This is a genomic window from Enterococcus sp. AZ079 (genome assembly GCF_050547255.1).
Classification (GTDB): Bacteria; Bacillota; Bacilli; order Lactobacillales; family Enterococcaceae; genus Enterococcus_D; species Enterococcus_D casseliflavus.
The window spans coordinates 1848912-1862474 of record NZ_CP172955.1 but is presented as its reverse complement, the minus strand read 5'-3'; the positions used below and the strand labels follow the sequence as shown (position 1 = coordinate 1862474).

General features: G+C 43.4%; 16 protein-coding genes. 15 read left to right on the top strand and 1 reads right to left on the bottom strand.

Annotated elements, in window-relative coordinates; translation table 11 throughout:
* Positions 1 to 10 precede the first annotated feature (10 nt).
* The 3 genes from IGJ15_RS08960 (at position 11) to IGJ15_RS08950 (ending at position 2507) form a co-directional block, all read left to right on the top strand.
* Positions 11 to 1243 (top strand): glycosyltransferase family 4 protein, encoded by a 1233-nt coding sequence (locus tag IGJ15_RS08960; RefSeq protein ID WP_005225884.1) that lies wholly within the window; start codon positions 11 to 13, stop codon positions 1241 to 1243.
* Between the two features lie 74 nt (positions 1244 to 1317).
* Positions 1318 to 2193, top strand: coding sequence for an NAD(P)-dependent oxidoreductase (locus IGJ15_RS08955; RefSeq protein ID WP_010748078.1), 876 nt, complete (start codon positions 1318 to 1320; stop codon positions 2191 to 2193).
* Positions 2194 to 2276: 83 nt separating this feature from the next.
* Positions 2277 to 2507 (top strand): YkuJ family protein, encoded by a 231-nt coding sequence (locus IGJ15_RS08950; RefSeq protein ID WP_005225886.1) that lies wholly within the window; start codon positions 2277 to 2279, stop codon positions 2505 to 2507.
* A gap of 68 nt (positions 2508 to 2575) precedes the next feature.
* Here IGJ15_RS08950 and IGJ15_RS08945 read toward each other — a convergent pair whose 3' ends face one another.
* The gene (locus tag IGJ15_RS08945) at positions 2576 to 3517 is read right to left on the bottom strand and encodes a GIY-YIG nuclease family protein (RefSeq protein ID WP_010748079.1); all 942 of its coding nucleotides are present in this window, start codon (positions 3515 to 3517) and stop codon (positions 2576 to 2578) included.
* Between the two features lie 320 nt (positions 3518 to 3837).
* Here IGJ15_RS08945 and fabT point away from each other — a divergent pair, with 320 nt between their 5' ends.
* From fabT to IGJ15_RS08885, 12 genes are all read left to right on the top strand, one after another.
* A complete protein-coding gene (gene fabT / locus IGJ15_RS08940) occupies positions 3838 to 4278 on the top strand; it encodes a fatty acid biosynthesis transcriptional regulator FabT (RefSeq protein WP_008378199.1) in 441 nt (146 codons plus the stop codon).
* A gap of 9 nt (positions 4279 to 4287) precedes the next feature.
* Positions 4288 to 5250, top strand: a complete 963-nt coding sequence (locus tag IGJ15_RS08935) for a beta-ketoacyl-ACP synthase III (protein WP_034695533.1) — start codon at positions 4288 to 4290, stop codon at positions 5248 to 5250.
* A 52-nt stretch (positions 5251 to 5302) separates the two neighbouring features.
* Positions 5303 to 5527, top strand: a complete 225-nt coding sequence (locus tag IGJ15_RS08930) for an acyl carrier protein (RefSeq protein ID WP_005225890.1) — start codon at positions 5303 to 5305, stop codon at positions 5525 to 5527.
* A gap of 123 nt (positions 5528 to 5650) precedes the next feature.
* The gene (fabD, locus tag IGJ15_RS08925; protein ID WP_010748082.1) at positions 5651 to 6574 is read left to right on the top strand and encodes an ACP S-malonyltransferase; all 924 of its coding nucleotides are present in this window, start codon (positions 5651 to 5653) and stop codon (positions 6572 to 6574) included.
* Between the two features lie 9 nt (positions 6575 to 6583).
* Positions 6584 to 7321 carry a 3-oxoacyl-[acyl-carrier-protein] reductase gene (gene fabG / locus IGJ15_RS08920; RefSeq protein WP_010748083.1) on the top strand — a complete coding sequence of 246 codons (738 nt, stop codon included), beginning with the start codon at positions 6584 to 6586 and terminating at the stop codon, positions 7319 to 7321.
* Between the two features lie 12 nt (positions 7322 to 7333).
* On the top strand, positions 7334 to 8572 hold the full coding sequence (gene fabF / locus IGJ15_RS08915) for a beta-ketoacyl-ACP synthase II (RefSeq protein ID WP_010748084.1): 1239 nt from the start codon (positions 7334 to 7336) through the stop codon (positions 8570 to 8572).
* Complete coding sequence (accB, locus tag IGJ15_RS08910; protein ID WP_010748085.1) at positions 8573 to 9049, top strand: acetyl-CoA carboxylase biotin carboxyl carrier protein; 477 nt, start codon at positions 8573 to 8575, stop codon at positions 9047 to 9049.
* Between the two features lie 4 nt (positions 9050 to 9053).
* Positions 9054 to 9482, top strand: coding sequence for a 3-hydroxyacyl-ACP dehydratase FabZ (gene fabZ / locus IGJ15_RS08905; RefSeq protein ID WP_005225895.1), 429 nt, complete (start codon positions 9054 to 9056; stop codon positions 9480 to 9482).
* A 7-nt stretch (positions 9483 to 9489) separates the two neighbouring features.
* A complete protein-coding gene (locus tag IGJ15_RS08900) occupies positions 9490 to 10854 on the top strand; it encodes an acetyl-CoA carboxylase biotin carboxylase subunit (RefSeq protein WP_010748086.1) in 1365 nt (454 codons plus the stop codon).
* A 12-nt stretch (positions 10855 to 10866) separates the two neighbouring features.
* Positions 10867 to 11736, top strand: a complete 870-nt coding sequence (gene accD / locus IGJ15_RS08895; RefSeq protein WP_005225897.1) for an acetyl-CoA carboxylase, carboxyltransferase subunit beta — start codon at positions 10867 to 10869, stop codon at positions 11734 to 11736.
* A complete protein-coding gene (locus IGJ15_RS08890; protein WP_010748087.1) occupies positions 11729 to 12514 on the top strand; it encodes an acetyl-CoA carboxylase carboxyl transferase subunit alpha in 786 nt (261 codons plus the stop codon). The genes accD and IGJ15_RS08890 overlap by 8 nt, the downstream gene beginning before the upstream one ends.
* A gap of 190 nt (positions 12515 to 12704) precedes the next feature.
* Positions 12705 to 13550: a transporter substrate-binding domain-containing protein gene (locus tag IGJ15_RS08885; protein WP_010748088.1), complete on the top strand. Its 846-nt coding sequence runs from the start codon at positions 12705 to 12707 to the stop codon at positions 13548 to 13550.
* Positions 13551 to 13563: the final 13 nt, after the last annotated feature.

Genomic DNA, 13563 nt, shown 5'->3' with positions numbered 1-13563 from the left:
AGGTACCGTTTTGAAAATCGGATTTTTTACAGACACCTACTTCCCCCAGGTAAGTGGTGTGGCGACATCGATCAAGACATTGAAAGAAGAGCTTGAGAAAAAAGGCCATAAAGTGTATATCTTTACAACGACCGATCCAAATGCTGATCTGGATGAAGAAGATATCATTCGCATGCCAAGTGTCCCGTTTGTGTCCTTCAAAGATCGGCGAATCGTGGTTCGCGGCATGTTGTATGCCTATTTGATCGCCAAAGAATTAGAATTGGAATTGATCCATACCCATACAGAGTTTGGTTCTGGGATGTTGGGGAAAATGGTGGGGCGTAAATTGCAGATTCCTGTGATCCATACCTACCATACAATGTATGAAGATTACTTGCACTATATCGCAAACGGAAAGGTCTTGCGGCCATCTCACGTGAAATATCTTTCACGGCTATTTGCCAACCACTCGACAGGTGTTGTTTGTCCAAGTGAACGGGTCATCGATACGCTGAGAGGGTATGGTGTGGTTTCACCAATGCGGATCATCCCCACAGGGATCGAAGTTGAGAAGTTTCGCCGACCGGATATTACAACTGACATGAAAAAAGAATTGCGGGAGAAATTGGGCATCACTGAGAATCAGCCCATGCTGCTTTCCCTCAGTCGTATTTCTTATGAAAAAAATATCCAAGCAATCATCGACGGCATGCCAGAAATTTTAACGAAGATTCCTGATGCGCAATTAGTGATTGTTGGGAAAGGTCCGCATAAAGAAAAATTAGAAGAAAAAGTGGTGGATATGGCTTTATCTGACCATGTTCAATTCGTCGGTGAAGTGGCAAATGATAAAGTGGCGATCTATTACCACGCTGCGGATTACTTCGTTAGTGCGTCCACATCAGAAACACAAGGACTGACTTACACGGAAGCAATGGCTGCTGGAACGCCATTAGTCGTTGAAGGCAATGACTACTTAAATACCTTGATCGATGATCCGTCTTTAGGCGTCACCTATGAGAGTGATCGGGATTTCGCAAAAGCATTTATTGATTATTATGAACGAAAGATTCCTGCTGATCCCGAAGTTCTTGCTAGAAAAATGTACGAGATCTCGGCATTGCGCTTCGGTGAGTCGATGCTATCTTTCTACCATGACATGGTCGCTTATTATGAAACAGAACGCATCGAAAAAGAAACCGAGCAGACACTAGAAAAATTCAAAGTAAAATTAAAGGCCTTTCGCCGAACGATCGATTAAACAGAAAATTTTCGCAAGTTCATGTTTTTAGCGTATACTAAAGACATGAACTTTTTTATTTTGGAGGGATCTGCATGGAATTAGGATTTATCGGTACTGGTGTCATGGGTCAAGCGATGGTTGGTCATCTCTTAGCTGCAGGACATACAGTGAATGTTTACAATCGGACGAAAGAAAAAACAGATGAACTCGTTGCGAATGGAGCAATTTGGTGTGACACCCCAACAGAAGTTGCATCAGAAAGTGAAATCATCTTTACAATGGTTGGTTATCCATCCGATGTTGAAGAGGTTTACTATGGGCCTCAAGGGATTTTTCAAACGGCTGTGACGGGCAAAACATTGGTGGATTTTACCACCAGTACACCTGATTTGGCAGAACGAATCTACCAGACAGCGAAGGAAAAAGGAGCAGCGAGTATCGATGCGCCAGTTTCTGGTGGGGATCTTGGTGCGAGAAACGCTACGCTAACGATTATGGTTGGTGGCGATGAAGAAGCTTACCAACAAGTAAAACCACTTTTTGAAGTATTAGGAAAGACGTTTCAACTTCAAGGAGGGGCAGGAAAAGGTCAGCATACGAAAATGGCCAATCAGATCATGATTGCCGGAACCATGACGGGGATGACAGAAATGCTGGTCTATGCGAATCAAGCCGGTCTTGATTTACCACGAGTGATTGACACGCTTTCTGGCGGTGGGGCAGCCAATTGGTCCATGACGAATTACAGTCCTCGTATCCTAAAAGAGGATTATTCACCAGGCTTTTTTGTCAAACATTTCATCAAAGATTTGGGGATCGCTTTGGATGAGGCCAAGAAGATGGGATTGGATTTGCCAAGCACCGCTTTAGCTAAAAAATTGTATGATCAGTTAGCTGAAAAAGGCTTCGAAAATGACGGAACGCAGGCGCTGATTAAACTTTGGTGGCAAGATGGAAAAAAATCTTAAAATGACAAAAAAAATACGAAAAATCAATGCAAGATAGAGGATGTTTTGATACAATATAACGGACAGAAAAAGGAGGCTTACGAATGAAAAGTTCGCAATTAGTCGCTATCATCAAACGTTTAGAAGCGATGGTCGAAGCGCAAGACAATGAAGTTCAAGTACGTCGTTTTGAAAAAGAAGGCGTCGAAAAATGTACCGTTACTTATGACAATTCGACAGAAACGTTTGAATTAACGGAAGCAGAATCAAGTCAATCTTATCAATTTGATAATGTTGATATTGTAGCCATGGAAATCTATGATTTGATCCAATAAGAATGAGTGGGACGTTCGTCGTCGCTTTCTCATTTCTAAACAGCAAGCCTACTTGGGCTTGCTGTTTTTTATTTATCTGCTGCTTTTTCTTGGCGATACAAGTGATTAAGGATGATCCCTAATGGATCGAGATCTTCCGGGGCTAAAGGAAGCGCAGCGCTTGCTGGCGGGAGTGGCTGGAATGTTTCCTCGGGAGAAAGAACTTTTGTTTGGATCAACTTGCCAAAGCTAACTTGATAGTATTTGATTTGAGTCGTCTGTGATCCTGGCTCCTCTAAGTCAAGGAGAATAGAAAAAATCACTTCTGGTTCTTGAATAAACTGATTGACCCTCACGATTTCTTGGTAAAAGCTTTGTGCTAAATGGATCTGGCGCTGCAGTACACTAGCTTGTTCAAACAATAGGTGATCAATCAGATATGCTAAGCGTTTTTTAAGGAGTGAAAAACAGTCGGTCTTCTTTCCTGCAAAAAAACAGCCGATCTCTCGCCACTTCTCTTCCAAGGGATACGCCTCCATTTGAGGGAGTTGTTTACGTAAGGTTAATAGCGTCAGTTCGTTGACAGTCGGCAATTGAAACGTTTCTGACAATAATTGAAACAACACAGGCAATTTTTTTGTTTGCCGAAAGGGGCCATAACTGCCAATTTGTGGTGTTTGAGTGATCGTGAAGCTATGATTCGTCAAATCAACAAAGCAATAGTTCGCTGAATGGTTCATTTGTCGGTTGTAGATAGGATGAAAAGCTTGGATCAAACGACATTCAAGTAATAGTGCATCCAATTCTGTATCTGTTTCGATCGTTTCAAAATCAACGACATTATAAACAAGTCGAAGCACCTTATTGGCATGCTGCTGATTTTTTCGGAAGTAAGAAACGACACGCTGTTTCAATGATTTGGCTTTTCCTACATACAAGACTTCGTTGTGCTGATCTTTCATTAGATAAACACCAGGATTTTCAGGCAGTGCATTTGCTTTGTTTTTTAGAAACTCTTTGTTCGGATTCATCGATCGTTCCTCTCCTTCCTCCAAAGAGTAGCAGATGAAGCGTAAGAGAGCAACGTTTGCTGGCCATTGACAAGAAAAAATTAGAAATAGAGTGGAGGCAACGCAATGATAAACTTTGACATTCAAAGGAAATTTCTCTATAACGGAAACAGATTATTTTGTCAACTCGCAGCTTTTAAAATCTTAGAAAATCAATTCTTAAATAAAAATGCGCTTAAAAATAAAAAAAGTTCGAAAAAATTCTTGCATTTCTCAATAACTTCCGATATAGTTTGACTATCAAATGATTTGATTATCAAAGTATTCGGATGGTGAAGGTTATGGAACCCAATTTAGAAACAGTTAATGACTACTTAGTCAGCGTCTTTAATGACATCTTAGTGATTGAAGAATCTGAATTGAAAAAATCTCAATTCAAAGACCTTTCAATTACCGAAATGCATACCATCGAAGCCATCGGGATGTACAAAAAAAAGACCACGACTGAAGTTGCCAAAGAGCTTTCGATCACTGTTGGGACTTTGACCATCGCGATCAATCGTTTGGTGAAAAAAGAATATGTAGAACGGATTCGCAGTGAAGATGATCGGCGAGTCGTCAAACTAGGTTTGACGAAAAAAGGAAAACTCCTTTATCGTGTTCATCAGCATTTTCATCGTGAGATGGTGAAAGGTGTCTTGAGTCAGATGTCTCCTGAAGAGGAACAGGCACTGTTGAAAGCACTGAAAAATCTGCATGACTTTTTACAAGATTATAAGTGAGAATAATGGATGAATATGTTTGGAAAAATTACCGCGACTGCAAGTTATGTTCCAGAAAAAATCGTAACAAATGATGATCTATCAAATTTGATGGATACTTCAGATGAATGGATCCATTCTCGCACGGGAATCAAAAAAAGAAGAGTCGCTGTTGGCGAAAACACTTCAGACCTTTGTATTCGCGTCGCTCAAACGCTCTTACAAGATGCTCAGCTTTCAGCAGAAAGTCTAGATTTTATCTTGGTAGCGACGATCACACCGGATTTCAATACACCGGCGGTTGCTTGCCAAGTCCAAGGGGCGATTGGGGCAGTCAATGCCTTTGCTTTTGATATCAGTGCAGCATGTGCTGGTTTCGTGTATGCATTGTCTATGGCTGAAAAACTGATTCGAACGGGCGCTAAAAAAGGATTGGTCATCGGTGGAGAAGTACTTTCAAAAGTCTTGGATTGGAACGACCGTTCGACGGCTGTTTTATTCGGAGATGGTGCCGGCGGTCTATTGCTGGAAGCATCTTCAGAGCAGCATTTGCTCAAAGAGTCTTTAAAAGCAGATGGGACGCGAGGCATGTCCTTAACATCTGGTTTTCGAACGAATGAGAATCCTTTTTCACAAAACGCTCCGGCGTATAGTGCTTGTATGCAAATGATTGGACGAGAAATCTTTGATTTTGCGACGCGTGATGTGGTCGCCTCGATCAATGATCTGACACAAGATGAAGCAATCGATTATTTTTTGCTTCACCAAGCAAATTCACGTATTTTAGACAAAGTTGCTCGCAAGCTGAAGCAGCCCCGTGAGAAATTTTTGCAAAATATGCAAGATTATGGCAATACTTCGGCAGCCTCGATTCCGTTATTGCTAGATGAAGAAATCAAACGAGGTACACTGTCACTTGGCAGTGGTCAAAAAGTGGTGTTCTCAGGTTTTGGCGGCGGATTGACATGGGGAACTATGTTAGCCACCTTATAACTTGTTCACGAAACAAAATTACTATTGAAAAACACATTGGAGGAATATACACATGGTATTCGAAAAAATTCAAGAAATCGTAGCAGAAGAATTAGGAAAAGAAAAAGAAGAAATCAAATTGAACACAAACATCCAAGAAGATTTAGAAGCAGACAGCTTGGATCTTTTCCAAATCATTAACGAGATCGAAGATGAATTCGATGTGAAGATCGAAACAGAAGATGGTATCACAACCGTTGAAGATCTAGTTAAATATGTAGAAAAACAACAAGCATAAAACAAAGGCTAGGCAGACAGCCTAGCCTTTCCTTTTTAAGAACGTGTTTTTGCTGATTCATAGATGAACTGCAAGAAGCCATGTTCTCCAACGACAACGATCAAAGTAAAGAAGGAGTGCAAGATGAAGACAGCCTTTTTATTTAGCGGTCAAGGCGCACAGTACCCCCAAATGGGAGAAGAGCTCTATCACCAAGAAGCAATCGTTCGTGAGACGTTTGAAAAAGCCAGCACCATTCTAGGATATGACATGGCCGAGCTATGCTTTACTGAAAACGAACGTTTAAACCAGACGGAATATACGCAGCCTGCCATCTTAACGGTAAGTACGGCTTTTTGGCGTCTTTTGGATGCGCAAGGAATCAAAGCAGATGCTGTTGCTGGCTTGAGTTTAGGCGAATATACAGCCTTAGTCGCTAGTGGTGCGCTTGATTTCCAGACAGCAGTCGCATTGGTACAAAAGCGCGGTCGGTATATGGCAAGTGCGGCGCCAGCAGGTGTTGGGAAAATGGTCGCTGTGATGAACACACCCGCTGAAACGATTGAAGAAATCTGTAAAGAAGCAAGTCAAGTGGGGATCGTGACACCAGCGAATTACAATACGCCGCAGCAGATCGTCATTGGCGGTGAAGCGCCGGCAGTGGATAAAGCGGTGGAATTGTTACAAGCTGCTGGAACCAAACGGGTGATTCCTTTAAATGTCAGCGGTCCTTTCCATACTGCTTTGTTGGAACCCGCATCGCAGCAATTAGCACAGGAATTAGCTCAAATCACCTTTGATGAGTTACAAGTACCTGTTATCAGCAATACGACCGCGCAGCCAATGCAGCAAGACCAAATCAAGGAACTGTTGACGCTGCAGGTGAAATCGCCAGTACGTTTTTACGAAAGCATTGCGACACTGAAGCAGCTTGGCATCCAACAAGTCATCGAGATCGGACCAGGAAAAGTATTGAGCGGTTTTATGAAGAAAATAGACAAGGAAATCCAGACTGCGCGTGTAGAAGATAGCCAAACATTGGCAGATACACTAGCCCGATTCAACTAGGAGGAATTTATGGATCTGCAAAATAAAAACGTCTTTGTAACTGGTAGCTCGCGAGGAATCGGTTTTACCATCGCGGAAGCCTTTGCCAAAGAAGGAGCGAATATCGTTTTAAATGGACGAAAAGAAATTCCCCAATCACTGATCGATCGCATCACCAGCTACGGCGTGAAATGTGTAGCGATCAATGGGGACATTTCTGATTTTGATCAAGCGGCAGCCATGCTTTTGGAAGCAGAAGCGGCAGTCGGACCGATCCACATTTTAGTCAATAATGCCGGGATCACGAATGACAAATTATTGTTGAGAATGAAACCCGAAGATTTTGATTCAGTGATCAAAATCAATTTGACTGGTACCTTCAATATGACGCAGCACGCGTTGAAAAAAATGATGAAGCTGCGAGAAGGCCGCATCATCAATTTGACGAGTGTGGTCGGCTTGACGGGAAATATCGGGCAAGCCAACTATGCGGCAAGTAAAGCTGGCGTGATCGGTTTTACGAAATCTGCCGCTCGTGAAGGTGCCGCTCGGGGGATCACCTGCAATGCGATCGCCCCAGGATTTATCGAAACAGAGATGACTGAAGTGCTGTCGGATAAAGTCAAAGAACAATCATTGGCAAATATTCCATTACAGCGTTTTGGTTCCACACAGGATGTTGCGCAAACAGCAGTCTTTTTAGCAAAAAGCCCCTACATCACTGGTCAGGTGATCAGTGTAGACGGCGGGATGGCAATGCAAGGGTAGGAGGAAGAATAGATGAATCGAGTAGTAGTTACAGGATACGGCGTCACTTCTCCAATCGGAAATGACCCAGAAACATTTTTAGCAAGTTTACAAAACGGGACCAACGGCATCGGCCCGATTACAAAATTTGACGCAGAAGCAACAGGGATCTCAGTTGCCGCTGAAGTCAAAGATTTTCCGTTAGAAAAGTACTTCGTTAAAAAAGATACGAAGCGGATGGATCTTTTTTCCATTTATGGAATTTATGCGGCGTTAGAAGCGATGGAAATGGCGAAGTTAGATACAGAAACCATTGATGTGGATCGTTTTGGCGTGATGGTTGGTTCAGGGATCGGCGGCTTGCCAACGATTCAAGACCAAGTGATTCGGATGCATGACAAAGGAGCAAATCGGGTATCACCAATGTTCGTACCGATGTCGATCGTAAATATGGTTGCCGGCAACATTGCGTTACGGGTAGGTGCGAAAGGCATTTGTACGACGACTGTTTCCGCCTGTGCTTCTGGTACCCATTCAATCGGTGAAGCTTTTCGGAACATCAAGCATGGCTATGCAGATGTCATGATCGCTGGTGGTTCAGAAGCGACGATCTGTGAAATCGGTATTGCTGGTTTTGCGTCTCTGACGGCGTTAACCACTGAATCAGACCCTGACAAAGCTTCCGTTCCGTTTGATAAAAATCGTAGTGGGTTTGTCATGGGTGAAGGCGCTGGCGTCTTCATTTTAGAATCATTGGCGCATGCGCAAAAACGTGGGGCAACGATTTTAGGTGAAGTCGTAGGATACGGTGCGAACTGTGATGCCTACCATATGACTGCGCCAAATCCTGATGGATCAGGTGCTGGAAAAGCAATGAAATTGGCGATGCAAGAAGCAGCGATCTCCCCAGCTGAAGTTGGCTACATCAATGCCCACGGTACAAGCACGCCTGCCAATGACAGTGCAGAAGCGACATCGATCCAATACGGATTGGGCGAAGACTATAAAAAACCATATGTCAGCAGTACAAAGTCAATGACTGGCCATTTGCTTGGGGCGGCTGGTGGAATCGAAGCCATTGCTTCACTATTAGCATTACAACATCAATTTATTCCACCAACCATCAACGTGACAGAACAAGATCCTGAGATCGACTTGAACGTTGTTATCAATCAAAGCCAACCAGCAGAATTGACCTATGCCATGAGTAATTCACTTGGGTTTGGCGGTCATAATGCAGTGATCTTGTTGAAACGTTGGGAGGAAGCGTAATTGGAAACACATGAGGTAAAAGAGCTGCTCAGCCAATTCGATCAATCGACGTTAACTGAGCTTCAATTAAAAAAAGAGACATTTGAACTTTATTTTAATAAAAATACGACAAGTGGGCTACAAAATGCATCCTCTGCACCTGCTCCTGCAGCGAATGCTGCGCCAACTCCTGTTGCACCAACGCCTGCTGTCTCAGCAACACCTGACACAGTAGAAACGGCAAAACCTGTTTTAGAGGGCAAAGAAGTTGTCTCTCCATTAGTGGGTGTCGTTTATTTGAAACCAAGTCCTGATAAAGACAACTTCAAACAAATCGGCGATCACGTGAAAAAAGGTGATATTCTCTGTATCGTTGAAGCGATGAAAGTCATGAATGAAATCGTCAGCGACGTCGATGGCGAATTAGTTGAAGTCTTGGTTGAAAGCGAACAAATCGTTGAATACAATCAACCATTATTCCGTGTGAAAGAAGGGTAAAAAAATGAGCGCATTAACGATTCAAGAAATCAAAGAAATCATCCCTCATCGTTATCCGATGCTTTTAGTGGATCGGGTAGAGGAGTTAGAAGAAGGCAAACGGGTCGTTGCGAAGAAAAACGTTACTATCAATGAGCCGTTTTTCCAAGGTCATTTTCCCCATGAACCAGTGATGCCCGGAGTATTGATCGTGGAAGCAATGGCACAAGCAGGTGCTGTGGCATTGCTATCATTGGAAGATTTTCGTGGGAAAACTGCCTACTTTGGCGGTTTAGACAAAGCGAAATTCAGAAAAAAAGTAACACCAGGCGATACCTTGATCTTAGAAGTAGAAATAATCAAAGTGAAATCTGCAGCTGGCATCGGCAAAGGAATTGCCTATGTTGATGGGAAAAAAGTGGCGGAAGCAGAATTGACTTTCATGATTGGATAGGTGAGACATGTTTTCTAAAGTATTGATCGCAAACCGTGGCGAAATCGCCGTACGAATCATTCGCGCTTGTCGCGAATTAGGTATTCAAACGGTCGCCGTTTATTCAGAAGCAGATAAAGAAGCGTTGCATACAGAGCTTGCCGATGAAGCGATTTGTATCGGACCTGCCAAAGCAGCCGACTCTTATTTGAATGTACAGCAGATCCTAAGCGCTGCGATCGTCACAAAGGCTGAGGCGATCCATCCTGGATTTGGCTTCCTTTCAGAGAATAGCCGCTTTGCTGCGATGTGCGAGGAATGCAATATCGTCTTTATTGGGCCAAAGAGTGAGACTATCGATGCAATGGGAAACAAAATCAATGCAAGACGCTTGATGATCGAAGCAGAAGTACCGGTCATTCCCGGAAGCAAAGGCGCGATTTCTGATGTGGAAGAAGCTTTAACGATCGCTGAAGAGATTGGTTACCCAGTCATGCTCAAAGCAGCGGCCGGCGGTGGCGGTAAAGGGATACGTAAAGTCACCGATAAAGAAGCGTTGCCGCATCATTTTGCTTCCGCACAGCAAGAAGCAAAAGCAGCATTTGGCAACGATGAAATGTACATTGAAAAAATCATTTATCCTGCTCGACACATAGAAGTGCAAGTGTTAGGTGATTCTTTTGGTAATATTATCCACCTTGGTGAACGCGATTGCTCGCTACAACGCAACAACCAAAAAGTGTTGGAAGAATCCCCTTCTGTGGTGATTTCTGAAAGCAAGCGAGCAGAACTAGGAGAAGCAGCGGTGCGTGCCGCACAAGCGGTAGGGTATCGTAATGCTGGCACGATCGAGTTTTTAATGGCGGACACTGGGGAGTTTTATTTCATGGAAATGAACACTCGAATCCAAGTGGAACACCCGATCACCGAAATGGTGACAAACATTGATTTAGTCAAAAAACAACTTGAAGTCGCTAGTGGCGAACCGCTAGGTTTGACGCAAGCAGACATCAAGATGACGGGCGCGGCGATCGAATGTCGGATCAATGCAGAAAATCCAGCCTTCAATTTTGCACCGTCACCAGGCAAGATCAACAATTTGTTTTTACCAAGCGGCGGTCTAGGCGTTCGTGTAGACAGTGCCATGTATTCTGGCTACACGATCCCACCTTATTATGATTCTATGATCGCTAAAGTGATCGTTCACGGCGAGAACCGTTTCGAAGCGTTGATGAAGATGCAGCGGGCGTTAGCCGAATTAGTGACCGATGGTGTCATTACGAATGCAGAATTCCAAATGGACTTGATCAGTCACCCGAAAGTGATTGCGGGAGACTATACAACCGCCTTTTTACAAGAGGAATTTTTGCCAAATTGGACACCTGAACAATAGGAGGGAAGATGAGTGGCTTTATTTAAGAAGAAAAACTACATTCGCATCAATCCTAATCGAGGTCAGCTGCCAACGAACGAACCAGTCGTACCAGATAATCTTTGGGCGAAATGTCCTAGTTGCAAACGAACGCTTTATACGAAGGAGATGGGGGCAGAGAAAGTCTGTCCTCACTGCGGGTATAATTTCCGAATCAGTGCCTGGGAACGGATCGCTATCACGATTGATGAGAAAAGTTTTGAAGAATGGGACACAGATGTAACCACAAAAGATCCTCTTGATTTTCCTGGATATTTGGATAAAGTCGCACAAATGCAAGAAAAAACTGGGTTGCATGAGGCTGTCCTCACAGGAGAAGCAAAAGTTCAAGGATTGCCATTAGCGATCGGGATCATGGATGCGAATTTCATCATGGGCAGTATGGGAACGGTCGTGGGGGAGAAGATCACCCGTTTGTTTGAACGTGCGATCGAAAAACAGCTACCAGTTGTTCTTTTTACCGCTTCAGGTGGTGCACGGATGCAAGAAGGAATTTTGTCACTGATGCAAATGGCAAAAATCTCTGCCGCGGTAAAACGCCACAGTAAAGCTGGCTTGTTTTATCTAACGGTTTTAACGGACCCGACAACCGGTGGCGTCACCGCTAGTTTTGCGATGGAAGGGGATATCATCCTGGCAGAACCGCAAGCCTTGATCGGTTTTGCTGGACGACGTGTGATTGAACAAACCATTCGTCAGGAACTACCTGAAGACTTTCAAAAGGCAGAGTTTCTGTTAGATCATGGCTTTGTCGATCAAATCGTTCCACGGACGAACTTGCGGGAGAAAATTCACCATTTGATTTCTTTGCATACGCGGAAAGGATGGGATCGCAATGACTAGAGCAGCCCACGAGATCGTTGAACTCGCTCGCAGCAAAGACCGTTTGACGGCACTGGATTACTTTGACGGCATTTTTTCTGAGTTTGAAGAGTTTCATGGAGACCGTCTGTTTGGCGAAGATGAAGCCGTTGTTGGCGGCATTGCTTGTTTAGATGGCAAGCCAGTGACCGTGATCGGTATTCAAAAAGGCCGTAATCTGCCTGAAAATTTACGCAGAAACTTTGGCTCGCCACATCCTGAAGGTTATCGCAAAGCGTTACGCTTAATGAAGCAAGCAGAAAAATTTCAGCGACCTGTGGTCACATTGATCAATACAGCAGGGGCGTTTTGCGGTATTGGCGCGGAAGAGCGCGGAGAAGGCGAAGCGATTGCCCGTAACTTGATGGAAATGTCCGATTTAACGGTGCCGATCTTGGCAATCATCATTGGTGAAGGCGGCAGCGGCGGTGCCTTAGCACTGGCATTAGGCGATGAGGTTTGGATGATGGAACATTCGATCTATGCCATTTTATCTCCCGAAGGCTTTGCTTCGATCCTATGGAAAGATGGCAGCCGTGCCAAAGAAGCTGCTGGCTTGATGAAGATCACAGCTCAAGAACTATATGAACTCGGTGTTATTGAAAAAGTGATTGCAGAAACCCATGAAGAGGCCTTTTTACCGAAAGAGCAATTGATGGAACAGATGAAAGCGGCAATTTCAACGAAACTTGCCGAACTTTCTACCTTGCAAACAGATGAATTGCTTGAGGCAAGGTATCAACGTTTTCGCCGATTTTAAAAACTAGGATATCCACTCTGATTAGAGGATGGGTATCCTAGTATTTTTTTATTAAAAGTGTTATTGAATAAATCGTACAAATGGCGAAGTTTTTAGTTTAAAATTTAATTATTCTGTGCTATTATGTATATATTCTGAATATAAGAAGATTATATTGCATAAATATTTGTTTTGAAGAGGAGCGTTTTTAATGAAAAAATTATTTGGAGCACTTGTTGTATTGACGGGGATTTTGGTTTTAGGAGCTTGTGGGAATGGCGGCTCATCGAGTACTGGAAGTTCTAGTGCCAGCGGTTCGGCGGATAATCAATTGGAAGCCATCAAAGCAGCTGGTGTGTTAAATGTGGCAACTTCTGCTGACTTTGCCCCGTTTGAATTTCATGCCTTGATCGATGGCAAAGATACGATCGTGGGCGCAGATATCGATATGGTCAATGAGATCGCTGATCGTCTTGGTGTCGAAGTGAATATTTTGGACCTTGATTTCAATGCTGTTTTGACTGCTTTGCAACAAGGGAAAGCCGATATCGCTGTTTCAGGCATCTCAGCAACTGACGAACGTAAACAGACTTTTGATTTCACCGATAACTATTTTACACCAGAACAAAAATTAGTTGTTAATAAAAACAATGAATCGGCATTTGATTCAATCGAAAGCTTGTCTGGCAAAAAAGTAGGCGCTCAAAAAGGCTCGATCCAAGAAATGATCGTTCAAGATCAATTAGCTGATTCGCAATTGGTTTCCATCGCCAAAGTTCCGAATCTAGTCAATGAATTGAAACAAGGCTCGATCGACGGTTTGGTCCTTGAAAGTGCGGTTGCTGAATCGTATGTTGCACAAAATGATGACCTCGTGATCACTGATGTAGCATTAGAAGCATCTGAAGGCGATTCTTATGCAATTGCTTTACCTAAAGGGAGTATCGAATTACAAGAAGAACTAAACAGTATTTTGAAAGAATTGATTGAAGATGGTACAATCGATGAGTATGTACAAAAGAACACAGATCTAGCCAACGAAAATGCGGCGCAATAGATAGAACGGAGTA